The organism is Bradyrhizobium sp. WSM1253, assembly GCF_000244935.1.
GTDB lineage: Bacteria > Pseudomonadota > Alphaproteobacteria > Rhizobiales > Xanthobacteraceae > Bradyrhizobium > Bradyrhizobium canariense.
Window position 1 is genome coordinate 8,024,768 of sequence record NZ_JH600073.1, and the last position, 21,833, is coordinate 8,046,600.

19 protein-coding genes are annotated in these 21,833 nt (G+C 62.1%); 13 read left to right on the forward strand and 6 right to left on the reverse strand.

Annotated elements, in window-relative coordinates; genetic code table 11:
• Positions 1–205 (reverse strand): IS3 family transposase (locus BRA1253DRAFT_RS38940; RefSeq protein ID WP_007603366.1); only part of this gene is annotated, 205 nt, incomplete at its 3' end.
• 737 nt (positions 206–942) lie between these two features.
• Positions 943–2,556, reverse strand: coding sequence for a tyrosine-type recombinase/integrase (locus tag BRA1253DRAFT_RS40665; RefSeq protein ID WP_007603367.1), 1,614 nt, complete (start codon positions 2,554–2,556; stop codon positions 943–945).
• Between the two features lie 236 nt (positions 2,557–2,792).
• Between BRA1253DRAFT_RS40665 and BRA1253DRAFT_RS38950 the strand changes: the two genes are divergently transcribed.
• The 5 genes from BRA1253DRAFT_RS38950 (at position 2,793) to BRA1253DRAFT_RS38970 (ending at position 9,898) form a co-directional block, all read left to right on the forward strand.
• Positions 2,793–4,400, forward strand: coding sequence for a porin (locus BRA1253DRAFT_RS38950; protein ID WP_007603368.1), 1,608 nt, complete (start codon positions 2,793–2,795; stop codon positions 4,398–4,400).
• A gap of 384 nt (positions 4,401–4,784) precedes the next feature.
• Positions 4,785–5,777: a transporter gene (locus BRA1253DRAFT_RS38955; RefSeq protein ID WP_157158689.1), complete on the forward strand. Its 993-nt coding sequence runs from the start codon at positions 4,785–4,787 to the stop codon at positions 5,775–5,777.
• A gap of 335 nt (positions 5,778–6,112) precedes the next feature.
• Positions 6,113–7,159 carry an HAD family hydrolase gene (locus tag BRA1253DRAFT_RS38960; RefSeq protein WP_083870026.1) on the forward strand — a complete coding sequence of 349 codons (1,047 nt, stop codon included), beginning with the start codon at positions 6,113–6,115 and terminating at the stop codon, positions 7,157–7,159.
• Positions 7,160–7,202: 43 nt separating this feature from the next.
• On the forward strand, positions 7,203–8,189 hold the full coding sequence (locus BRA1253DRAFT_RS38965; protein ID WP_007603374.1) for a formylglycine-generating enzyme family protein: 987 nt from the start codon (positions 7,203–7,205) through the stop codon (positions 8,187–8,189).
• A 29-nt stretch (positions 8,190–8,218) separates the two neighbouring features.
• A complete protein-coding gene (locus tag BRA1253DRAFT_RS38970; protein ID WP_371261381.1) occupies positions 8,219–9,898 on the forward strand; it encodes an arylsulfatase in 1,680 nt (559 codons plus the stop codon).
• 138 nt (positions 9,899–10,036) lie between these two features.
• On the opposite strand, the gene BRA1253DRAFT_RS38975 is transcribed toward BRA1253DRAFT_RS38970, so the two are convergent.
• A complete protein-coding gene (locus tag BRA1253DRAFT_RS38975) occupies positions 10,037–10,846 on the reverse strand; it encodes a YkgJ family cysteine cluster protein (RefSeq protein ID WP_035994781.1) in 810 nt (269 codons plus the stop codon).
• Positions 10,847–10,925: 79 nt separating this feature from the next.
• Complete coding sequence (locus BRA1253DRAFT_RS38980) at positions 10,926–13,307, reverse strand: lytic transglycosylase domain-containing protein (protein WP_035995778.1); 2,382 nt, start codon at positions 13,305–13,307, stop codon at positions 10,926–10,928.
• A gap of 294 nt (positions 13,308–13,601) precedes the next feature.
• On the opposite strand from BRA1253DRAFT_RS38980, the gene dapA reads away from it, so the two are divergent.
• The 4 genes from dapA to BRA1253DRAFT_RS39000 are packed head-to-tail and all read left to right on the forward strand — an operon-like array spanning position 13,602 to position 16,092.
• Complete coding sequence (gene dapA / locus BRA1253DRAFT_RS38985) at positions 13,602–14,492, forward strand: 4-hydroxy-tetrahydrodipicolinate synthase (RefSeq protein WP_007603384.1); 891 nt, start codon at positions 13,602–13,604, stop codon at positions 14,490–14,492.
• A 25-nt stretch (positions 14,493–14,517) separates the two neighbouring features.
• Positions 14,518–14,961, forward strand: coding sequence for a large conductance mechanosensitive channel protein MscL (mscL, locus tag BRA1253DRAFT_RS38990; protein ID WP_007603386.1), 444 nt, complete (start codon positions 14,518–14,520; stop codon positions 14,959–14,961).
• 59 nt (positions 14,962–15,020) lie between these two features.
• A complete protein-coding gene (gene smpB, locus BRA1253DRAFT_RS38995; protein WP_007603387.1) occupies positions 15,021–15,494 on the forward strand; it encodes an SsrA-binding protein SmpB in 474 nt (157 codons plus the stop codon).
• Positions 15,495–15,498: 4 nt separating this feature from the next.
• Positions 15,499–16,092: a peroxiredoxin gene (locus BRA1253DRAFT_RS39000; protein WP_007603388.1), complete on the forward strand. Its 594-nt coding sequence runs from the start codon at positions 15,499–15,501 to the stop codon at positions 16,090–16,092.
• Here the strand turns inward: BRA1253DRAFT_RS39000 and BRA1253DRAFT_RS39005 are convergent.
• Both BRA1253DRAFT_RS39005 and BRA1253DRAFT_RS39010 read right to left on the reverse strand, forming a co-directional pair.
• Positions 16,089–16,763 (reverse strand): uracil-DNA glycosylase, encoded by a 675-nt coding sequence (locus BRA1253DRAFT_RS39005; protein WP_007603389.1) that lies wholly within the window; start codon positions 16,761–16,763, stop codon positions 16,089–16,091. The genes BRA1253DRAFT_RS39000 and BRA1253DRAFT_RS39005 overlap by 4 nt on opposite strands.
• Positions 16,744–17,391: an NYN domain-containing protein gene (locus tag BRA1253DRAFT_RS39010; RefSeq protein WP_007603390.1), complete on the reverse strand. Its 648-nt coding sequence runs from the start codon at positions 17,389–17,391 to the stop codon at positions 16,744–16,746. The genes BRA1253DRAFT_RS39005 and BRA1253DRAFT_RS39010 overlap by 20 nt, the downstream gene beginning before the upstream one ends.
• 329 nt (positions 17,392–17,720) lie before the next feature.
• On the opposite strand from BRA1253DRAFT_RS39010, the gene rpoZ reads away from it, so the two are divergent.
• The 4 genes from rpoZ (at position 17,721) to acpS (ending at position 21,822) form a co-directional block, all read left to right on the forward strand.
• On the forward strand, positions 17,721–18,113 hold the full coding sequence (gene rpoZ, locus BRA1253DRAFT_RS39015; RefSeq protein ID WP_007603391.1) for a DNA-directed RNA polymerase subunit omega: 393 nt from the start codon (positions 17,721–17,723) through the stop codon (positions 18,111–18,113).
• A gap of 209 nt (positions 18,114–18,322) precedes the next feature.
• Positions 18,323–20,608 carry a bifunctional (p)ppGpp synthetase/guanosine-3',5'-bis(diphosphate) 3'-pyrophosphohydrolase gene (locus BRA1253DRAFT_RS39020; RefSeq protein WP_007603392.1) on the forward strand — a complete coding sequence of 762 codons (2,286 nt, stop codon included), beginning with the start codon at positions 18,323–18,325 and terminating at the stop codon, positions 20,606–20,608.
• A 45-nt stretch (positions 20,609–20,653) separates the two neighbouring features.
• Positions 20,654–21,406 carry a pyridoxine 5'-phosphate synthase gene (locus tag BRA1253DRAFT_RS39025; RefSeq protein WP_007603393.1) on the forward strand — a complete coding sequence of 251 codons (753 nt, stop codon included), beginning with the start codon at positions 20,654–20,656 and terminating at the stop codon, positions 21,404–21,406.
• Complete coding sequence (acpS, locus tag BRA1253DRAFT_RS39030; RefSeq protein WP_007603394.1) at positions 21,403–21,822, forward strand: holo-ACP synthase; 420 nt, start codon at positions 21,403–21,405, stop codon at positions 21,820–21,822. The genes BRA1253DRAFT_RS39025 and acpS overlap by 4 nt, the downstream gene beginning before the upstream one ends.
• Positions 21,823–21,833: the final 11 nt, after the last annotated feature.

Sequence of the window (21,833 nt, forward strand, 5' to 3'; positions counted from 1 at the left end):
GCTCGATCTCCAATTGCTCAGGCTTCATTTGCCCGTGGCCGGGGAAGGACTGCGCAGCGTCGAAGCCGAACTCCTTCACCCATTTGCGCAGCACGTTCTCATGAACGCCCAGGTCTCGGCCAGCTTGCGCCACAGATACCCCGCGCTCCCTGACGAGCTTGACCGCCTCGATCTTGAACTCTCGACTGAACTTCCGTCTCTGCATGACCCACCTCTGGCTCGATAAAACACCCAATCTTGGTGTCCATCAAACCGGCAGCAGCTCAGCTGCACTTTCTCGGTGTTTGGCGTCTTGCGCGATGGTTTGGTTAGCTGCACCAGCTCTGAAGGCATCACCTCGTCGAATTGGAAACATTGCCGCACGTTCGCTGGTGTAACCCCATGAGCTTCGCACGCAGCGAGGAGCGACGACGTGGCCCTGTACCTCGTGAGCTTCCCCACCATAGGTCCCGGATTTTCGAACTGATACGACCCCGGATAACCTGGCTTGTGCTCCACTAGCCCGGCCTCAGTGAATGCTTGGCGCACCGCGTCGAACATCCGCCACTTGACGTATTGGCCGGTGTACGCCTCTTTGTTGAGCGAGCATCTCAACCAGCCTTCACTTTGATCCGTTTCACTTGCGGCCAGCAGATCAGCGATGAACGCCCCCACTGCGTGGGCATAGTCGGCCAAGGTCTTGTCTCGGGCGTATGCCTTGCCCTTTGCTGCCTGAGGCCTCGGGTAACGCTTCGCCAAGTCGCTCATAAGTCGGAGAGCTGAGAGACTATCCGGCGTTGCCCGCAGGGTTGCCAAGGGTGCCTTGTCGAGTGCCTCGCGTTCCTCCTTTGGAGTCTTCGGCTCCCATGCGGGGCGTTCGATCAGCGTCCAATCGTCGGTGTTGTCCGTCATAGTTTCGGTCTCAGCTTTGCGGCGCTGCCGCTACTTCGGAGTAGGGCGAGATCAATCTAGCCTGTATCTCGGGAACTTCTTGAGGGCTTCGGCGAGGTCCTCAGGAAGCGGTTTCGTGTATGCTCGTCCTATTGTCGCCGGCGAATGCCCGGTGATCGCGTCGCTGTAACGTTCATCAATGCTTACACGAGCTGCCATGGCCTTGAACGTGTGGCGCCATGCGTGATTGGGGCTTATCTCTGGATCGGTTATGCCAAGTGAGCGGACCCAAGTGCCAACCTGAGACCTCATTCGCTCAGCGGGGCTCTGCCGAGGCTTATCTTCAACCTTTGCGACCGGGCGCTGCTTTGCAGGGTAAAACAGTGGCTGGCCTTGGGCTCGCTCAACAAAATCGAGAAATCCTTGTTCGATGAGGTGCTCGTGGAGAGGCACCGTTCGAGCCTTCCGTGTTTTTATCTTACCGGCGGATGGTGTCAGCTTAGCGAAGTGCATTCCATTGCGCTGCTGAATGTCGGTTGCTCGCAATTGAGTAATCTCGCCAGCGCGGGCACCCGTATACGCGCAAATCCAGGGCACCCACCGAAATGCGCGCTCTCGGTATGACTTGGTGTCGTCGCAGCGTAGCGCGGCGGCCAAGATAATCTTGATTTCGGTGTCATCAAAGGCTTTCGTTTCGCGCTCGGTGTTCTTCCGAGGCACGCTGATACGCACCTCGGGAAACGGATTGTTGTCGATCATCTTTTCTGCGACACCCCAACCAAAGACCGTCTTTAGAGCTGTGCGCCATGCGGCAGCAACGGTTGCGGCTGATCGCTCTTCATTGATTAGCCCATTCATCCATGTCTTGGCCTTGTCGAAGCTGATGTTCCTGACATCGGGAAAATGTCGGTCAGCTTCCTTGAACACAGTGGTCCATCGGTAGACCGTGCCTTCAGCCGGCTGCACAGCTTTCGTCCAGGCCTCGAACAGCGCCATTGCTTTCACAGGGGGACTTCCGCTGACCTCTTGGAATTGAGGGAACACCTGCCGATGGACATCCGGCGAGTAGTCGCCACGCGCAACTGCTTCCAACCGTTGGAATGCGGGCAATAGGTTGTCGCTAACGGCATCCAAGAAGAGGTTGGTGGCATCTGGGGTTAAGCTGAGACCCTGCTCCAAGAGGAAGGCAGCAGTCTGGGCTTCAGCCGCTATGGCAGGACGGACCTCCTCTCTGACCCGCGGATCGGCTTGCCAATCCCAGTGCGGATCAGCCTGCGGATGCTCTTCGTATTCATCCGGTGCGTGCGGGCGTATCACGTCCCAGACCAAGGTATCCGCCAATGCTCTCCAATGAGCGGGGGTGCGAAGGTCTTTTTCATTTTTGGCGATGAACCAAGCATACCAGCGCCCGGCCAAGGCGTAAGCGTTCTGCCGGGTAAGGGGTTGTGGCCCGTTTTTCTTCGCAGCTCTCAGGCTTCCGATGCGAGTCTCGATGTCGGCCAGCCATTCTCCATATCGGGCGCGGGCTTCATGGGCTGAAGCTCCTCCGTCCAAACGGAATTTCTCTTCCCAAGCATTGCCATACTTGGCCGCGTAGGCAGCTCGGATGTCCTTGGGAATGACCTTGCGAGCGGAGTAGGCCCCAGTCGAAGTCTTGCTCAGTTCCGGCATTAACAGCAGCGTCATTTGTACGGTGCCTTGTAGTTACAGGCATCCGAATATCGTTGGCAATCAGTAAGTTACTGATTTTTACAGCTCTCGCTCACCGAAACTTCGGATCGCTTAAGTCCCTCGCGTTCAGCGGGTGTGTCCGAAGGCGCGAAGCGACTAAGCGGTGAATTTAAGGGACAAGGGAACCAACCTTAGGGTGTCTTCACCCAGCGGATCCGGAACCTTCCCTATGGCAAACTTGGAGGTTTAACATGAAGTTGGTTAAGAGCCTTTTGCTCGGTTCCGCAGCGGGTCTGATCGCTGTTGGCGGAGCGCAGGCAGCCGATCTCCCCGTGAAGGCCAAAGCGGTCGAATACGTGAAGATCTGCTCCCTGTACGGTGCGGGTTTCTATTACATCCCCGGCACCGACACTTGCATCAAGCTGGGTGGTTACTTGCGCGCTGAAGTCGCGCTGGGCACCAACTCGGATTTCGGCGGCAATCTGAACACGACGACCCAGGGCGCCAACGGTTCCCGCAACCGTCTGACGAACTACTACACCATGCGCGCTCGTGAAGATCTCAACATCGACACGCGCACCGCGACCGAGTACGGCGTTGTCCGTACCTTCTTCGACGGCGTGTTCTCCTGGACCTCCGGCAACTACGTCGGCACCGGTTCGGCCACCGGCACCACCGCATACAGCAGCACGCTGGCTACCGCCACCACTCCTGGTGCGACCACCACGTCGCTCTTTGGATCGGGCGGCGGCTCGGTCAACGGCACCGACGGCGCCACCTCGGGCGGTTCGCTCGGCGTGTACTACGCCTTCATCCAGTTCGCCGGCTTCACCATGGGTAAGGCCGTGTCGCAGTTCGACGCGCCCTGGACCAACTACCCGGGCAACAACTTCGACAGCCTCGTCGGCGGTTCCGGCACGGTCACTGGTGTCAACCAGTTCACCTACACCGCTGACTTCGGTCAGGGCGTGACGGCGTCGTTCTCGGCTGAAGACGTCTCGGCGTACTACCAGGCCGGCAACCTGAACATGTCCGGCGCCACTGCGGCCGGCACACTCGGTGCTGCTTACGGCTCCAACGCCATCGGCGGCACCCGTTCGCCGAACCTCGTTGGTATGGTGCGTGTCGACCAGGCTTGGGGTCTCTTCCAGGCGTCGGTGGCTGCGCATGACAACCACGTCGGTTACTACGGCGCGTCCGAACCGACTGGTCATCCCGACGACAAGTGGGGCTGGGCAGTTCAGCTGGCTCTGTCGATCAAGAACATCCCGACTGGTGCGGGTGACGTGATCAACATTTCGGGCGTCTACACCGACGGTGCGACCCGCTACAACTTCCAGAACCTCGCGGGTAGCTCCTACACGATGTGGGGCGGCTCGAACGTTGCCTACGGCAGCCTCGGCATCGCCTCGGCTCCCGACACCGTGTACGTCACGGGCAGCCAGCAGGAAACGATCAAGACCTGGGGCTTCCGCGGTGCCTACACCCATAACTGGGATCCATACTGGAACACCGCGATCTACGGTGCCTACGCTCAGGCCCAGTTCGGCAGCTTGGCTAAGACCACGCTCTGCGGCGCTGGTGGTGCTGGTGGTGGCATCATCGGTGGTGGGTTTGCCGGCGTGACCTCGTGTAACCCGGACTTCGCGATCGGCCAGGTGGGTCTCATCACCCGCTGGACCCCGGTCAAGAACCTGACGTTCTCGGCTGACGTTGCCTGGACCCACCTCGACCAGAAGTACGCTGGCATCGTGACCCCGGCCGCTGTCGTGGCGATCCCCGCCAAGCCGGTCGCGACCTACGAGCTCAAGGATCAGGACTCGGTCGTTCTGCTCCTCCGCGCTCAGCGCAACTGGTAAGTACGGTCTAACGACCTAACGGAAAGCCCCGGCGGGAAACCGCCGGGGCTTTTGTTTGAGATGATCCTTGGCTGGGTGGTGCGCGGGAGCTAGCCGTCTGTCACAGGGCCGCACGCGGACTCTGCCATATCCAATTTGCGCTGTGGCTTCCCTCAATCCATTCATCTATTTTCGGCCATCGGGTCATGGCTGAACTTGCTACTTGCCTAAGCCGCACAATGGCGTACAGTTCTACTCTCAGGCGACCAGTTTTGGAGCCACAATGTGACGGTGAGAGCCGCGCTTGCTGCTGCGAAAAGCGAGCGCTCAGTCCCAGCACAGCGACGCAGAGTTATTTCTGCAGCCATCCTGACGTCCACTCTATTGCTTTCTGCGCAGTCTGCCTTGGCCGACGAAAACGGCATCAGTTTCTGGATCCCCGGCCTTTTCGGTAGCCTCGCGGCCACGCCGCAGCAGCCGGGTTGGTCCATGGCGAATATCTACTACCACACCTCCGTATCCGCTGGTGCCGACGTCGCGCGGGCGCGTGAATTCACGCTCGGCAGGATTCCGGCCAATCTTGCCGTGAACGCAAATCTGAATCTGAATGTGAACGCCACCGGCGATCTTGGCCTTGTGCTTCCGAGCTATGTATTTGCAACGCCGGTGCTCGGCGGCCAGGCGTCAGTATCCCTTCTGGCAGCCTATGGCGTCGTCGGCACCAGCTTGGCGGGGACCTTGTCCGGTGTGATCACGACGCCGTTCGGCAATGTTCCCTTCGCGCGGTCCGACACCATTAGCGACACGACGTGGGGCTTTGGGGATCTGGCGCCGCAATTCGCATTGCGCTGGAACGCCGGCGTCCACAACTACATGACCTATATCACCGGCGATATCCCGGTTGGCGCTTACCAATCCGATCGCTTGTCGAACTTGGGCATTGGACACGGCGCGATCGATGCCGGCGGTGGCTACACTTATTTCAATCCGCAGACCGGACACGAATTGTCCGGTGTGCTTGGCTTCACTTACAATTTCAAAAATACTGCCACGCAGTATCAAAACGGCGTCGACATGCACTTCGACTGGGGTGCATCCCAATTTCTGTCGAAGCAGGTCATGGTTGGTCTGGTGGGCTATGTATACAAGGGGCTCGGCTGTGACAGCGGTTCAGGTGACCGTGTCGGCTGCTTCCAGTCCCAGGTAGTCGGCATCGGCCCGCAAATCGGTTTCTTATTTCCGGTTGGCGACATGCAGGGCTATCTGAATTTCAAGGCCTATGGAGAGTTCGCTGCCGAAAACCGGCCATCGGGCTGGAATACCTGGGTTACCTTCTCGATCTCTCCGCCCGCGCCTGGAGCGCCTCCGACAACTAAGCCCATCGTCAGAAAATACTAAGACCAGCAAACCCGCCGGCTTACCGGCTCTCGAACAGCAATCGTGTCTCAAATCAGTGGCGTGAGCACGACTGCTGGCCGTCTATGTCTCGCCGGGCGCGATTGGAATCGTGATCCGACATCTTTTACCTACCTCGGCCATCTTTGATTTAGATCAAACGCGGAAGTGCCGCTTCCTTTTCTGTAAGCCCGACGTCCTTCAAAGAACCCACTACCGAAACTGAATACGTCGCACCATGCTCGTATGAAGCTGGTCGCGGCTTCAAACTAGTTTCGACAGTACGAGATTCTTCTCGCTGCGAATGGTCGTGCATTTTTACGCCGTTTGCAGAGCAAATGGAGTCGCGTGTGAAGCCAACCATTGGATCTTTTCACCTGGATCGGCGCGCCCTTCTTTCTTCCCTGACGGTGCTTCCGCTGCTTTCAGCCTCGCTACACTCCAGGTCGGCGCTGGCGCAATCTCAGCGCGATCCGTTGCCTTCCTGGAATGACGGTTCGGCGAAGACATCTATCGTCGACTTCGTTAGGCGCGTCACGGACCAGGGCGGCCCATTTTTCGTGCCGCCCCAACAGCGGATCGCAACCTTCGACAATGACGGCACGCTGTGGATCGAACAACCGATGTATGTGCAGCTTGCCTTTGTGCTCGATCGCGTGAAAGGCATGGCTCCGATGCACCCGGAATGGAAGGGCAAACAGCCCTTCGCGGCGGTGCTGGATGGCGACCTGAATGCACTCGCTGCTTCCGGCGAAAAGGGCGTTGCCGAACTTGTCGCGGTCACCCACGCCGGTATGTCCACGGCAGAGTTTGAGACGATCGTTACGGACTGGCTTGTCACGGCGCGCGACAGACGCTTCAAACGACCTTACACCGAGTTGGTGTATCAGCCGATGTTGGAATTGCTCGCCTACCTTAGGGCGAACGGTTTCAAGACTGTCATCGTTTCAGGCGGCGGTGTTGAGTTCATGCGGCCATGGACGGATGCCATCTACGGCATCCCTCCAGAGCAGGTGGTCGGATCTTCGATCAAGACCCGGTTTGAGATGCGCGACAGTATCCCGGTCCTGTTCCGGCTGCCTGAGGTCAATTTCATTGACGACAAGGCCGGCAAGCCGATCGGAATCAATGAACATATCGGCCGCCGCCCCATCGCCGCATTTGGCAACTCGGATGGCGATCTTGAAATGCTCCAATGGGCGACGCTCGCCCCCGGCGCGCGGTTCGGGTTGCTCGTCCACCATACCGATTCCGAGCGCGAATATGCGTACGACCGCCAATCCCACTTCGGGAAATTGGACACGGCCCTCGACGCCGCAGCGGTGAATCGATGGACGGTGGTCGACATGAAGAATGACTGGAAGCGGATCTTCGCCTTTGACTAAGGATGAGATCCATTGGAGATCCGTGAAGCCGGGGCGTGATGCAATGAATTTCACAGGAGCGAAATCCTTCTCCGGGCAAACGGCTGAGGGGACGGCGGACCGGGAGATGGTCTATATCCCCGGCGGGACCTTTCGGATGGGATCCGAGCAACACTATCCAGAGGAGGCGCCGGTCCACCGCGTCACAGTGGACGGATTTTGGATAGACCGAACGCCAATCACCAATCGCCAATTCCGCGACTTCGTCAACGCCACTGGTTACGTCACATTCGCGGAACTGATACCCGACGCGAAGGACTATCCCGGCGCGCTACCGCGCATGCTCAAGGCCGGATCCCTCGTCTTTACACCGCCGCAGCAGGCTGTGGACCTGCGCAATTGGGGCGAATGGTGGACGTTCAAGTTTGGCGCCAACTGGCGTCGTCCCTATGGGCCACACAGTAACTTGCGCGGGCTCGAGAACCATCCCGTCGTGCACGTCGCCTACCGAGATGTCGAAGCCTATGCGAAATGGGCCGGCAAGGAATTACCGACCGAGGCTGAATGGGAGTTCGCTTCGCGTGGAGGACTGGACGGTGCCGAATTCGCCTGGGGGCACGAACTCGAACCCGGCGGCCAACATATGGCGAACATTTGGCAGGGTAATTTCCCCCACGAGAATCTCGCGACCGACGGGTTCGAGCGCACCTCGCCGGTCACAGCTTTCTCGACCAACGGTTACGAGTTGTATGACATGATCGGCAATGTCTGGGAATGGACCTCTGATTGGTACTCGCCGATGCACGAGGCCGATGCGCCGAAGGCGTGCTGCATTCCGCAAAACCCGCGGGGTGGACTTGAAAATGCGAGCTACGATCCCCGAAATCCGAAGATCAGAATTCCGCGCAAGGTGCTTAAGGGCGGCTCGCATCTTTGCGCGCCTAACTATTGCCGCCGCTACCGTCCGGCCGCGCGTCATGCCGAGCCGATCGACACCTCAGCAAGCCATGTCGGCTTCAGGTGCATCACCAGGAAGAGGATCGCGTCATGAGTAACGATAGGATTCCGAAAAAGCCTGAGATGAGCGCGGGACCAAACGGCGGAATGAAACGCCGCGATCTCTTGTTGAGTGGTAGTTCTCTCGCCGCCGCGTCGGCGCTTTCGGCCATCGGATTGACGAGCCCTGCACAAGCGCAGCAACCAGCCGCGGCGCCGGCGCCCGCTGCGCCCGGGCAACGGCCGAACATCGTCGTCATCATGGGTGACGACATCGGCATCTGGAATATCGGCGCCTACCACCGCGGGATGATGGCCGGGCGGACGCCAAACCTCGACAAGATCGCCGCCGAAGGCATGCTGTTCACCGATTACTATGCCGAGGCGAGTTGCACGGCGGGCCGCGCCAACTTCATCACCGGCGAGCTGCCGATCCGCACCGGCATGACCACAGTCGGCCAGGCCGGCGCTCCCACCGGCTTGCCGGCGGAGGCCGTGACCATTGCTGCGGCGCTGAAAGGTATGGGCTACGCCACCGGCCAGTTCGGCAAGAACCACCTTGGCGACAAAAACGAGTTTCTACCGACGGTGCATGGCTTCGACGAGTTCTTTGGCTACCTGTATCACCTCGACGCGATGGAAGATCCGGCCCACCCCGCTTATCCGCAGGAGCTGTTGAACACAGTCGGTCCGCGCAACATGGTCCACTCGTGGGCGACCAATGTGGACGACGCCGCCGTGGATCCGCGCTGGGGCAAGGTCGGCAAGCAGAGGATCGAGGACGCCGGAACGCTCTATCCCAAGCGGATGGAAACCGTGGACGATGAAATCCGCGACCTCGCGCTCAATTTCATCGACAGGGCCAAGGCCGACAACAAGCCATTCTTCCTGTGGCTCAATCCGACCCGCATGCACATCGTTACGCACCTGTCGCCGAAGTACCAGGCGATGCGCAACTCCAAGAATGGTTGGTCCATCCATGAAGCCGGCATGGCGCAGCTCGACGACGATGTTGGCATCGTGATGCAGAAGCTGAAGGATATGGGCGTCGATGACAACACCATCGTGGTATTCACGACCGACAACGGCACCGAGGTCTTCACCTGGCCCGATGGCGGACAGACGCCATTCGCGCAGAGCAAAGGCACGATCATGGAGGGCGGCTTCCGCGCGCCGGCGATGATCCGCTGGCCGGGCAAGGTGCCGGCCGGCAAGGTCGAGAACGGCATCATGTCCGGACTGGACTGGTTCCCGACCTTCCTGGCCGCTGCAGGCAATCCCAACATCGTCGACGAGCTCAAAAAGGGTAAACACATCGGTGACCGCACCTACAAGTGCCATCTGGATGGTTACAACCAGCTGGACATGATCACTGGCAAGGGGCCGTCAAATCGGCACGAAATCTTTTATTTCGGCGAAAGCGAGCTGGGGGCCGTGCGCATCGACGACTACAAGTATCGTTTCATCGACCAGCCCGGAGGCTGGCTGGGTGATAAAAGCAAGGTTGACGTGCCCTATTTGACCAACCTTCGCCTCGATCCTTTCGAGCGCACGGGCTGGCCCGATAGCGGGACCAAATACGGGGCCCAGCAATACTTCGACTGGTTCAAATACGAATTCTGGCGCTTTGTCTTTGTCCAGCAGCAGGTTGAGAAGCTGGCGATGACGGCGATCGAATTTCCGCCCATGCAGAAGGGCGCGAGCTTCAATCTCGATGCCGTGAAGGCGAAGATCGCAGCCGCGCAAGCTGCAATCGCCAAGTAGCGTAGCTTCCAGCCTCAAGACGTCGTCCCGAACTCCCGGGGCGGCGTCTTTCGCGCGTGCCCGCCGCCACGTTTCGATCGCGACCGGCGCGCATCGAGCGGCATACGGCGAATTACTCCGCGTGGACCGCGTGGGAGTTCAGGCGTGATTCGACCAGCGCAGAAGAGCCGACCGATAGGGCGGGTAGGGGTCGTCATCCAGTTCGTCGGGAATCGCGCAGGAGCCGAATTCCTGTCTGATCCGCTCGATCTCGGCGATGCGCTCGTGCAGCCGCTGCAAATGCTCCTGCGATTTCGCCCGCCAGAACCGGAAAGTGTCGGCCGTAAGCGGCAGGAACGCTGTTCCGAACAGCGTCGGTTCGGGAACGATGGTCCGTCCCAGCAGCAGGAACTTATCGGCACCGGACACAACGAGGGTCGCGTAACCGCGGTTTCCGATTCTCTTGATGCCGTTCAGCGACCATTCGGCGAGCTTGCTGAAATAAGGCTCCTCGCGCCAGCGATCGGGGCAATGGTCATCGACGGTGACGTTGACCGCATCCTGGCTGAAATGCACGATGATGCCCGATTTCGCTGGAAACCAGTCGTCGTCGAGGTGACCTTGCAACCAGGCGCAGACAAAGGACCGGCACATCTGCGGACGGCGGTCGTAGATGGTGCATCCCGTGCCCGTCTGCCAATGCCTGCACAGCTGGTTCACGGGCTTGTCGACGGCGGCCACCTCGAGGATATCGCAGCAGGCATTGCACGATCCGCACTGCCGGGCTGCCTTCGGCAGACTGGTCGACCTAAACCCCTGGCCGTCTCGAACCAGGAGCTGCTGCTTCTCTAGGGCATTCAACGCACGTTCGATTTTGAGACGAGATAGTCCGGTGGCGTCGATCACGCCCTTCATCGTCGTCGCGCCTGCCTGTACCGCACGGACGACGCTCAACATTGTCTGATCCATTTTCGTCTCTTATTATTGCGCGCCCTATCTGCGCTGCATGCGTGGATGCTTTGTCACCGGAGTCGTTAGGGACACGCAGTTATTCCACGCTACCGGTGCCGCGGCGCAAATCGGCCTCGATTTGCAACCGCGTGCCGCCGCCGAAGCGGGCGCGGTAGACCTGAAGGTTCTCCATGATCCGCTGCACGTAATTGCGTGTCTCGGAGAACGGGATCAGTTCGACCCAGTCGACGGCATCGACCTTGGGGTCGCGCGGATCGCCGTAGCGATCGATCCATTTCTTCACACTGCCGCGGCCGGCATTGTAGGCGGCAAAGGTCATGATGTAGGAGCCGCGATAGTCCTCGAGCAGCCCACCGAGCTCGGCCGAGCCGAGTGTGGCGTTGTAGGCCGAATCGTTCTTCAGACGCCCCAGATCGTAGGTCCCGCCGTGGCGCTTGCAGACATAGCGCGCGGCGTCCGGCGTCACCTGCATCAGCCCATAGGCCTGCGCCGGCGAGACGACCGAGGGATTGAAGGCGCTCTCCTGCCGCGCGATGGCGTAGATGATGCTGCGCTCGACCTCGGGGCCAATCGGCGTGAACTGCGGAATGCCGTTGACGGGATAGGCATAGAAATCGAACGGCAGCCCGCGATTGAGCGCGGCCTTGCCGAGCAGTAGCATGCCGCGCGCGTCGTTGTGGCGCTGGGTGAGCTCGCCGAGGCCGGCTAGCGCTTCGGGATCGCCGTTCTCGCCCATGTCGGCGAGCATCGGTATCGCCATCTCGCGCTCGTCGAGCTCGTAGAGCAGCTGCGCGGCGCGCACGATCTCCAGCCGTTCGGCACCGCGGCTGCGCGGCTGAGCGTTGAGCTCGATCTGCGGCAGGCCGAGCTTGGCACGTGCGAGCTGGCCGTAATAGCTGGTGGATTGCTCGGCGGCCCGCGCGTAGGCGTTGCGCGCCTCCTGCTGGCGGCCTGCAGCTTCGGCGGCGCGGCCCTGCCAATAGCCGGCGCGCGCCAGCGTGGTCGGATTGACGCTGCCGATCCCGATGCGGGCAAAATGCTGAGTCGCGGCCGCGGGATCGTTGAGGAAGCGCAGCGCGATCCAGCCGGCGGTGAACTCCTGCTCGGTCTTGTAGATGTCGCGCGAGGGCAGGGCGGCATCGCGCGCGATCAGATAGGCGCTGCGGAATTCCTCGGTGTCGATCATCTTGCGCGCCAGGAGGCGCCGCTCGATCCACCATTCGTCGAGATTGTAGAGACGGCCCGGATCCTTCGGTGCCGACAGCATGAGCTGGGCGGCTTCCGCAAATTTCTCCTCGCGGCGCAGCAGCTGGATCTTGCTGAAGATGAAGCCGGGATCGCCGTGCAGCTCGTGCGGCACGGCTTCGAGCAACGCACGTGCGTTCGGGGCTTTCTTGAGGGAGGCGATTCGGGCCTTGGCGAGTGCGACATAGCCGGCCCCGAGGCGCTTCGCGGCACGCAATGCAGCCTCGTTCTCGCTGCCATAGAGCAGCGTGTCCATCCGCGCCTTTTGATCGCCGGGCGTCAGCAGCGCGCCGAACTGGTCGAGTGCGTTGTTCTCGGTCTCTTCCGACATCGGGTCGCTGCGCCAGGCGTCGCGCACCAGACGTTCGGCGTTGGCGCGGTCGCCGCGCGCCAGCATTGCCTTGGCAAGCGTGAAGCGGCCCTTGGCGGACACGGGGGATTCGTTCTCGAACCACGACCACGCGACCTGGTCGTCACGCCTGTCGTCCCACATCGCGGCCTCCAGGCGCCGGCGCAGGAAGGTCTGCGACGGCCAGCTCGGATTGGCGGAGAGGAAGGCGCGGTAGCGCTCCACAGTTGCGCCATTGTCCTCGCTGCGAAGGATGATCCATTCCGCGAGCTTTCGCGCCACGGGATCCGAGATCGTGGCCGCGGCATTGGTCGCGTCGCCCGCCTTGCGCTTGCGCACAAGCTCGATCACGGCCTCCAGCGTGTCCTTGTCGGCTTGCGACGTCGAGGAGGTCGCGGCAACCGCAGCCGGTGTGACCGGCTTGCGCGGGGCGGCATGCTGGCGGGTCGCCGGAGCCAGGACAGGAGCCGCGACGGGCTTGGCGGGGGCCGGAGCGGTGGGTCTGACGGTGGCCGTCGCAGCCGGCGCGGGTGCGGTTTTCGGGACAGAGCCGCCAGCGGTCGGCGTTGACTTTGGCGCGGCAGCCGCAGGCTTCAGCTTGTCCTTCGCAGGTTCCTTGCCTGCGTTCTTGCCAGCATCCCTGCCAGGCTTCTTCGCGGCATCCTTGGCGGGGGGACTGGTCGCGCCCTTGCTTGCCCCCTTGGCGGCGTCCTTCGAAGGTTCCTTGCCGGTTCCCTTGGACGCGCCCTTCGCAGTGTCCTTGGCGGCTGGCTTGGCTGCGGGTTTCGCGGTTTCCTTGGCGGTCTCCGCGGTTGTCTCATTGGATTTGGCCCAGGCGGCGCAGCCCGCGGACAGCCCTGCCATCAGGCACACGATCAGACCGGTGGATCGCCATGCGGCGCGCGGAAAGGAGATCACGGCGTTTCGTCGCCCCGAATCAGTCAATTGGCTCAAGACCTAGCTGTACAAGATCTGGCTGTATTTGATTGAATATGCGGACAAAATACCAACAGCCGCTTACCTTTGCCGGGTTTGCACCACCACCGCGGCAAAATCGCGGCCTAAACCCGTGCGTCACACCGAAGCGGGTCTTTTACCGGCGGGATAGACCCGATATGAATGCGGCTTGCTCGAGATCGCCGCGTACGGAGGAAGTCCATGGCAGCCAAGACGAAATTCCGGGGATCGTTCACCGCCTTGGTCACGCCGTTCAAGAACGGCTCGCTGGACGAGGCGGCGTTTCGCTCCCTGGTCAACTGGCAGATCTCAGAGGGCACCAACGGCCTGGTCCCGGTCGGCACCACCGGCGAGAGCCCGACGCTGAGCCATGACGAGCACAAGAAGGTCGTTGAATGGTGCATCGAGGAAGCAAAAGGCCGCGTGCCCGTGGTCGCCGGCGCCGGGTCCAACTCGACAAAAGAGGCGATCGAGCTCGCCCAGCACGCCGAGAAGGCGGGGGCGAACGCGGTTCTGGTCGTGACGCCCTACTATAACAAGCCGACCCAGGAAGGAATGTACCAGCACTTCAAGGCGATCAACGACGCGATCGGGATTCCGATCATTATCTACAACATCCCGCCGCGCTCGGTGATCGACATGTCGGTCGACACCATGGCGCGGCTGTGGGAGCTGAAGAACATCGCCGGCGTCAAGGACGCCACCGCCAGCATGGTCCGCGTCTCACAGCAGCGCGCGGCGATGGGCGAGGACTTCAACCAGCTCTCGGGCGAGGATGCGACCATCCTCGGTTACATGGCCCATGGCGGCCATGGCTGCATCTCGGTGACCTCGAACGTCGCGCCGCGGCTGTGCTCGGAGTTCCAGGCCGCCTGGGCGAAAGGCGACCATGCCACCGCACTGAAGCTGCACGACAAGCTGATGCCGCTGCACAACAACCTCTTCATCGAGAGCAATCCGGCGCCGATCAAGTACGCGCTGTCGCTGCTCGGCAAGCTGGACGAGACGCTGCGGCTGCCGATGGTGCCGGTCACCGAGCCGACCCGCGTTGCGGTGCGCAGCGCGATGGTTCATGCCGGCCTCATCAACTGACGCGCTAGCCGATCGGGGAGCTTTCATGGCGATCGACGAAAGAGGCACGCGGATGCTCAGAGAGTTCCGCGAGTTCGCCATGAAGGGCAACGTCGTCGATCTCGCGGTCGGCGTCATCATCGGCGCGGCCTTCGGCGCCATCGTGACATCGCTGGTCGCCGACGTGATCATGCCGATCATCGGTGCGGCCACCGGCGGTCTAGACTTCTCGAACTACTTCACGCCGCTTTCGAGCAAGGTCACCGCCGCAAATCTCGCGGACGCGAAAAAGCAGGGCGCCGTCTTGGCTTGGGGCAACTTCCTCACGCTGACGATCAACTTCATCATCATTGCCTTCGTGCTGTTCCTGGTGATCCGTGCCATGAACAAGTTGAAGCGCAAGGACGAGGCGCAGCCTGCCGCTCCACCAAAGCCGTCGGCCGAGGTCGAGCTGCTGACCGAGATCCGCGATCTCCTCAAGAAGTCTTGACGCGCTCGCTTCATCCAAACTGTTAGCGTCCTCGCGCATCTCGATCAGGTTTGTCTTCCATGGCCGACAAGAACGAACGTCCGATCAAGGTCATGGCGGAAAACCGCAAGGCCCGCTTCAACTATGCGATCGAGGATACGATCGAGGTCGGCATTGCGTTGACCGGCACCGAGGTCAAGTCGATCCGCAACGGCAAGAGCACGATCGCGGAATCCTACGCCGATTCCAAGGACGGCGAGATCTGGCTGATCAACGCCACCATTCCGGAATATCTCCAGGGCAACCGCTTCAATCACGAGCCCAAGCGGCCGCGAAAACTGCTGCTGCATCGCAAGCAGATCAACAAGTTGATGGGCGCGGTCGACCGCGAAGGCATGACGCTGATCCCGCTCAAGCTTTACTTCAACGAGCGGGGTCGCGCCAAATTACAGCTCGCGGTTGCAAAGGGCAAGAAGCTGCACGACAAGCGCGAGTCCGAGAAGAAGCGCGACTGGAGCCGGGAGAAGGGCCGCCTGATGCGGGCGAGGGGATAGCGGGATGACTCAGAGAAACCTGCTCGAGGTCGATTGGACCCGGATTCCCGCCCCGGCGGATGACGGCGGCGCCGCGCACCTCCAAGGCATGACGCTGCCGCCGGTCAGTCTGCTCGCCACTGACGACACGTCAGTCGCGCTGTCGGCGCTGCGTGGCCGGACCGTGGTGTTCGCCTATCCGCGCACCGGCGAGCCCGGCAAGATCGCGCTGGTCGACGATTGGGACATGATCCCGGGCGCGCGCGGCTGCACGCCGCAGACCTGCGCGTTTCGCGATCTGTTCGCCGAGCTGAAGGCCGCCGGTGCCGCGCAGGTGTACGGTCTCTCGACGCAAAGCAACGCGTACCAGACCGAGATGGCCTCGCGGCTGCATCTGCCGTTCCCGGTGCTCTCGGACGACAAGCTGGCGCTTACGCGCGCCCTGAATTTGCCGACCATGGAGGTCGCGGGCCTGACGCTGATCAAGCGCCTTGCGCTGATCGTCGACGACGCCAGGATCACGCATGTGTTCTATCCGGTGTTTCCGCCCGACCGGAACGCCGGCGATGTCCTGGACTGGCTGAAGGCCAACCCGGCCAAGGGCTCGTCTAAGGATTAATCGAGGTCGCTCTTCACCTTCGCGAACACGGAGCGGAACATGTCCGGCGTCAGCACGCGGGTGTTCGTATTGTAGCGGGAGCAGTGATAGCTGTCGTAGAGCCTGAAAGCGCCAGCCTGATGCACGGCGCCGTGGCCGAAGGGGGCTTGCGATCCCTTCAGGTTCAGCGGCTTGAGCACGGTGTCGTGCGCAATACGCCCGAGGGCGACGATCGCGCGCAGGTTCGGCATCGTTGCGAGATTAGCCGCGAGGAACTGCCGGCAGGTGTTGATCTCGACCGGCAGCGGCTTGTTCTGCGGCGGCACGCAATGCACCGCATTGGCGATCCGACAGTCGACCAGCTTCAGGCCGTCGTCGGGACGCGCCTGATATTGGCCCTTGGCGAAGCCGTATTCGAGCAGCGTGGCGTAGAGCAGATCGCCGGCATAATCGCCGGTGAAGGGACGGCCGGTGCGGTTGGCGCCCTGCATCCCCGGCGCGAGGCCGACGATCAGCAGGCGCGCCTTGATGTCGCCGAAAGGCGCAACCGGTGCATTGTGCCACAATGGCTCGCGCGCGCGGTTCGCCTCGCGAAAGGCGACCAGGCGCGGACAGAGCGGACAGTCACGGTCGGGGACGAGGCTGAGAGGCTGGCGGCTTGACCGGGCCGCCTCACTCCTCGAAGTCGTCATCGCCCCTCGCCGGCGCCATCGTGGTTGCGCGCTGGAGGAACTGCGGAGCGTGGTGGCGCGCCTCGCGGTCGCCGCGGTCACGCGGTGCGGGGCGTTCGGACGGGTCGCGGCCGAGCTTGGACTGCAGCTCGACGAGGTCGGTGAAGACGTCCGCCTGGCGGCGCAGCTCGTCGGCGATCATCGGCGGCTGGCTGGCGATCGTGGAAATCACGGTGACCCGCACGCCGCGGCGCTGAACGGCCTCGACCAGGGAGCGGAAGTCGCCGTCGCCCGAGAACAGCACCATCTGGTCGATGTGCTCGGCGAGCTCCATGGCGTTCACGGCGAGCTCGATGTCCATGTTGCCCTTGACCTTGCGGCGGCCGGAGGCGTCGATGAACTCCTTGGTCGCCTTGGTGACGACCGTGTAGCCGTTGTAGTCGAGCCAGTCGATCAGCGGCCGGATCGAGGAGTACTCCTGATCCTCGATGATCGCGGTGTAGTAGAACGCCCTAAGCAGCGTCCCGCGGCTCTGAAACTCCTTCAGCAGGCGCTTGTAATCGATGTCGAAGCCCAGAGTTTTCGCCGTCGCGTAGAGATTGGCTCCATCGATGAAGAGCGCGATCTTGTCGGTAGAGGAAGGTGACATTCAGTTTGCTCGCGTAGAGTTCGTGATTGATCGTTTTTTGTTGGCGCGGCGACAGCAAGCCGCGCACTTCTAAAGTCCCGCCGAAACCCGTCGAAACCGCAAATCCGGAGAAGTCGGTGCAATCAAGGTATAGTTATGGCCAACTCGCACACTCCCGGCGCCGCCGTCGCCGGCAGCCCGGGAAACCACCCATCCCAGCCCCAATGTGGGGGTAGCAGAGCCGTTTGGCGAGGCCAAATCACAAATTGGCCTTGCGAAACCCTCCCGGCACCTATAACTACCGGCATTCATCCACATATTTCGTCCCACCCACAACGGAGCGACAGTCGATGGCTCGCGTCACCGTAGAAGATTGTATCGACAAGGTCGACAACCGGTTTGACCTGGTCCTGCTGGCCGCCCACCGTGCCCGCATGATTTCGTCTGGTTCACAACTAACGGTTGACCGCGATAACGACAAGAACCCTGTTGTGTCTTTGCGCGAAATTGCAGAGACCACCATTTCGCCGGAGGACCTCCGCGAGGAACTGGTGCACTCGCTGCAGAAGTTCGTCGAGGTCGACGAGCCCGAGCCGGACACTGTGCCGCTGATCGGTTCCGCCGGTGCAAGCGTGGATGCAGACGATACCGAAGTCGCGGTTGAGCGCATGACCGAAGAAGAGCTCCTGAAGGGTCTCGAAGGCCTCGCGCCTCCCGAGGAGCAGCCCGAGGAGGACGAGTAAATCGTCCCGTCGCGCTCATCGACTTCTTTGTGATCTGATCAAAGGCCCGAACCGTTGTTCGGGCCTTTGCTTTTGTTTGCGTTTTCGTGGTTACCATAGCGTCGTCGGTTAGCGCCTGCCCCTGTCACTGAATTGATCGGACACGCGCGCGATCGGAGCTAAGATGTATACAACGGGCTCTGTCGTGGTCCGTTTGAAGGCAGGACGGCATGGTATATCGACGCCGCACACCAACGCAGATGCAGGCCGCAACCGAATCGGTTGCTGTGGCCCCGACTGCGCCGGTGGCGCGCCCGGCGAAGCCTCGCGCACGCATGATGCGTCAATATGACCTCGTCGAGCGCGTCAGGTCCTACAATCCCAACACCGACGAAGATCTGCTGAACCGCGCCTATGTTTACGCCATGAAGGCGCATGGCTCGCAGACCCGCGCCTCGGGCGACCCGTACTTCTCCCATCCGCTCGAAGTGGCGGCGATTCTCACCGACCTGAAGCTCGACGACGCCACCATCGTGGCTGCGCTGCTCCACGACACGATCGAGGACACCGAAGCGACGCGGGCCGAGATCGACCAGATCTTCGGGCCCGAGATCGGCGCGCTGGTCGAGGGCCTGACCAAGCTGAAGCGGCTGGAACTGGTATCGCGGGAGGCCAAGCAGGCCGAGAATCTGCGCAAATTGTTGCTGGCCATTGCCGACGATGTCCGCGTGCTCCTGGTGAAGCTCGCCGATCGCCTGCACAACATGCGCACGCTGGACTTCGTGCCGACGGAATCGCGACGGCGCATTGCCGAGGAGACGCTCGACATCTATGCGCCGCTGGCCGGACGCATGGGCATGCAGGAGATGCGCGAGGAGCTGGAGGACCTGTCGTTCCGGACCCTCGACCCGGAAGCCTATTCGGTGGTGATGCAGCGGCTCGATGCGCTGGCCGAGCGCAACCGCAATCTGATCGGCGAAATCGAGGACCAGCTCTCGAACAATCTGCGCCACCGGGGCCTGGGGGCGCGGGTCTATGGCCGCCGGAAGAAGCCATTCTCGATCTGGACCAAGATGGAGCGCAAGTCGGTCGGCTTCGAGCAATTGTCCGACATCTTCGGTTTCCGCGTCGTCGTCAACGACATCGAGGCCTGCTACCGCGCGCTCGGCATCGTCCACACCAACTGGCCGGTCGTGCCCGGCCGGTTCAAGGACTACATCTCGACGCCGAAGCAGAACGACTACCGCTCGATCCACACCACCGTGATCGGCCCCGGCAACCAGCGCGTCGAGTTGCAGATCCGCACCGAGGCGATGGACCAAATCGCCGAGCGCGGCATCGCCGCGCACGTGTTCTACAAGGAAGGCGTGGGCTCGCCGACCGAATTCCTCAAGCGCGAGTCCAATGCGTTCGCCTGGTTGCGCCACACCATCGGCATTCTCTCGGAGAGCGCCAACCCCGAGGAATTCCTCGAGCACACCAAGCTCGAGCTGTTCCACGACCAGGTGTTCTGCTTCACCCCGAAGGGCAAGCTGATCGCGCTGCCGCGCCATGCCAACGTGATCGACTTCGCTTATGCCGTACACACCGACGTCGGCAACAGCGCAGTGGGCTGCAAGATCAACGGCCAGTTTGCGCCGCTGTCCTCGGAGCTCCAGAACGGCGACGAGGTCGAGGTGCTGACCTCGGAAGCGCAAGCGGCGCCGCCGTCGGCCTGGGAAACGCTCGCGGTCACCGGCAAGGCACGCGCTGCGATCCGCCGCGCCACCAGGACTGCGGTGCGCGATCAATATGTCGGTCTCGGCCGGCGCATCGTCGAGCGCCTGTTCGAGCGCGCCAAGATCGAATACGCCGACGACAAGCTCAAGGGCGCGCTGCCGCGACTGGCACGAACCTCGATCGAGGACGTCATGGCGGCTGTGGGACGCGGCGAGATCAAGGCCTCCCACGTCGCGCGTGCGATGTATCCCGACTACAAGGAGGAGCGCATCGCGCGCTACGGCGTCAAGAAGGGGCTTCCCGGCAAGCTCAAGGAGAAGTCGTCCGAACCGCCGCGCAGCCCGGTCGCGATCCCGATCCGCGGCATCAATTCCGACCTGCCGGTGAAGTTCGCGCCGAACGGCGGCGCGGTGCCCGGTGATCGCATCGTCGGCATCGTCACGCCGGGCGAGGGCATCACCATCTACCCGATCCAGGCGCCGGCCCTGAAGGATTTCGAGGAAGAGCCGGAGCGTTGGCTCGACGTGCGCTGGGACATCGAGGACTCCGCGCCGCAGCGCTTTCCGGCCCGTATCAAGGTCGAGAACGTCAACGAGCCCGGCGCGCTGGCGCAGATCGCGACCGTGATCGCCGAGCACGACGGCAACATCGACAACATCAGCATGCAGCGCCGCTCACCGGACTTCACGGAGACGACGATCGATCTCGAAGTCTACGATCTCAAGCATTTGAGCGCGATCCTGGCCCAGCTGCGCGCGAAGGCGGTCGTCGCCCGCGCCGAACGTGTTAATGGATAGACGCCTTCCGTCCTGGTCTGTCCCTATGATTCCGTGAGTCCTGAAATGCCTGCACCTCCGCTCCGCCTCGGCGTCAATGTCGATCATGTCGCGACCCTGCGTAACGCGCGCGGCGGCCGCAATCCCGATCCGGTGCGCGCGGCGCTGCTGGCGATCGAGGCCGGCGCCGACGGCATCACCGCTCATTTGCGCGAGGATCGCCGGCACATCCGCGACGAGGACATGGCGCGGCTGAAAGCCGAGATCTCCAAGCCGCTCAATTTCGAGATGGCGGCCACCGACGACATGATGCGCATTTCGCTCGCCACCAGGCCGCACGCGGTGTGCCTCGTGCCGGAGCGGCGCCAGGAGGTGACGACCGAAGGCGGGCTCGACGTCGTCGGACAGCACAATGCGCTGGCGCCTTGTATCGCGCGGCTGAACGATGCCGGCATCCGGGTGTCGCTGTTCATCGCGGCCGATCCCGCCCAGATCGAGATGGCGGCGCGGCTGCGCGCGCCCGTGATCGAGATCCACACCGGCGCCTGGTGCGACGCCGTCGTCGACGGTCACGCCGACAAGGCCGAGGCCGAATGGCGGCGAATCGTGGCAGGGGCGAAGCTGGCGAACGAAGCGGGGCTGGAGGTTCACGCCGGACACGGGCTGGACTACGCGACGGCGGAGACGATCGCCGGCTTGCCTGAGATCATGGAGCTCAACATCGGCTACTACATGATCGGCGAAGCCCTGTTCGTCGGTCTCGCCGAGACGGTGCGCAGCATGCGCGCGGCGATGGACCGCGGCCGGAGCCGGGCATGATCATCGGCATCGGCTCCGACCTGATCGACATCACCCGTGTCGGCAAGGTGATCGACCGCCATGGCGAGCGCTTCCTCGACCGCATCTTCACCGCGGCCGAGCGGGCCAAGGCGGAACGGCGCGCCAAGAACGAGAAGATGGTGGTGGCAACCTACGCCAAACGCTTCGCCGCCAAGGAGGCCTGTTCCAAGGCGCTCGGCACCGGCATCAGGCGCGGCGTCTGGTGGCGTGACATGGGGGTGGTCAACCTGCCGGGAGGGCGGCCAACCATGCAATTGACGGGCGGGGCGCTGGCCCGGCTCCAGGCCCTGACGCCGGAGGGGTTCGCGGCGCAGATCGACCTGTCGATCACCGATGACTGGCCGTTGGCACAGGCCTTCGTCATCATTTCCGCCGTGCCGCTGGACAAACCCTGATTGGGCACCGA